At 64.5% G+C, this 1,791-nt stretch carries 1 protein-coding gene; it reads left to right on the forward strand.

The window, feature by feature from the left end:
- The first annotated feature begins 275 nt into the window (after positions 1–275).
- On the forward strand, positions 276–1,658 hold the full coding sequence (locus EUA98_RS19485; RefSeq protein ID WP_130104335.1) for an L-lactate MFS transporter: 1,383 nt from the start codon (positions 276–278) through the stop codon (positions 1,656–1,658).
- Positions 1,659–1,791: the final 133 nt, after the last annotated feature.

The raw sequence follows: 1,791 nt of genomic DNA on the forward strand, positions 1-1,791 counted from the left end.
GGCTAAGTCGTCGTCGCATCCCGCGTTGTGGAACACCTCGAGGGCGGCCCTCGCGCCACGCGCACCGCAGCACGTTCCGACGGGCCTCACCGCCGGGTTCCGGGGCTCCACCTCGTGGTGAGCGACGCTCAACCCGCTACCGCTCGACTGTCCCGGTTCAGCGCGTACCGGCGTCGGTATCGTTCACGTTAAGGGCGTAAGCAGAGCGGCGTCGTTGCAGGCGGACGACCGCAAGGCCATCTGTCGCCACTGGCCAGCCAAAGAAAAGGATCCTGATGCACTTGCTCGATCGCGACCGTACGGTGGCCGCCCCGGGGTACAACCGGTGGCTCGTGCCGCCGGCTGCACTGGCGGTGCACCTTTCCATTGGGCAGGTCTACGCGTTCAGCGTGTTCAAGAACCCATTGGTCGAGCGGTTCGACTCGAGCCAAACGTCGGTTGCCATCATTTTTTCGATTGCGATCGTGATCGGAGGGCTGTCTGCAGCTTTTGGCGGCCGTTGGATCGAACGAAACGGCCCACGGAAAGCGATGGCGGTCTCGGCGGTCTGCTGGGTCTCCGGATTCCTCCTTGCCGCGGTCGGAGTCTCGCTCGGACAGCTATGGGTCGTGTATTTGGCCTACGGCGTGCTCGGCGGGATCGGGCTGGGCATCGGATACATCTCCCCGGTCACCACCCTCGTCAAGTGGTTTCCTGATCGCCCGGGACTCGCGACTGGTCTGGCGATCATGGGATTTGGTGGCGGGGCGCTCGTCGCGTCGCCCCTGACTGCGCGGCTGCTCAGCGGGTACGCGCCCAGCCCGGCAGAGGCGCTCGTGCCCACGATGCTCACACTCGCAGCCATCTACGCGGTGCTGATGACCATGGGCGCGGTCGTGATCCGCATCCCTGCTCCCGGCTGGACGCCGGCCGGATGGGTGCCGACCCAGGAGGGCGCAATGCAGACCCGCGCAAACGTGCAGGTTCGCAACGCCGTTAAAACGCCGCAGTTCTACTTGCTCTGGATCGTGCTGTTTACCACCGTCACCGCGGGGATCGGCATCCTTGAGCAGGCCTCGCCAATGATCCAGGACTTCTTCTCCTCAGTCACGCCAGAGGCGGCCGCCGGGTTCGTCGGTGTGCTTTCCCTAGGAAACATGCTCGGCCGAATCTTGTGGTCGTCGACATCGGACCGCCTAGGCCGGAAGCGAAGTTACGCGATGTACACGGGGGCTAGCCTTCTCCTGTATGCGTTGCTGGCGGCATTCGGCAGCGCGTCGATCGCTCTGTTCGTCAGCCTGACGGTCATCATCGTCAGCTTTTTCGGCGGCGCCTTCGCGACCATTCCCGCCTACCTCAAAGATCTGTATGGAGACCTGGAGATCGGCGCAATTCACGGCCGCGTCCTCACCGCTTGGAGCGCCGCGGGGATCTCGGGACCCCTCATCGTGAACGCCATCGTTGACTCCCGACGGGCGCAAGGAATGGAGGGTGCCGACCTCTACATCCCGTCGCTCATCGTGATGGTTATCGTGCTCAGCATCGGGTTCATCGCCAATCTCTTGGTCCGACCCGTCCACCCCCGCCACCACGAACCCCTTGCCGACCCGTCCGCACGCTCATCGGTCGGTAGTGCCGCTGGCCCCGCAATGGTCAGCGCCGACAAAGAGAAGGATTGACATGGCGACAAGCGATTCGGTCGCGGCTCCAGAGCCGAGGCTGCTGCCCGCGCATCTCACCGAGAAGGCGCTCGCACGAGGTACCACGCTAGTCGTCGCCAGTGCATTAGCCCTGTGGGCTGTCGTGGGCAGC

The organism is Pengzhenrongella frigida (genome assembly GCF_004168625.1).
GTDB classification, from domain to species: domain Bacteria; phylum Actinomycetota; class Actinomycetes; order Actinomycetales; family Cellulomonadaceae; genus Pengzhenrongella; species Pengzhenrongella frigida.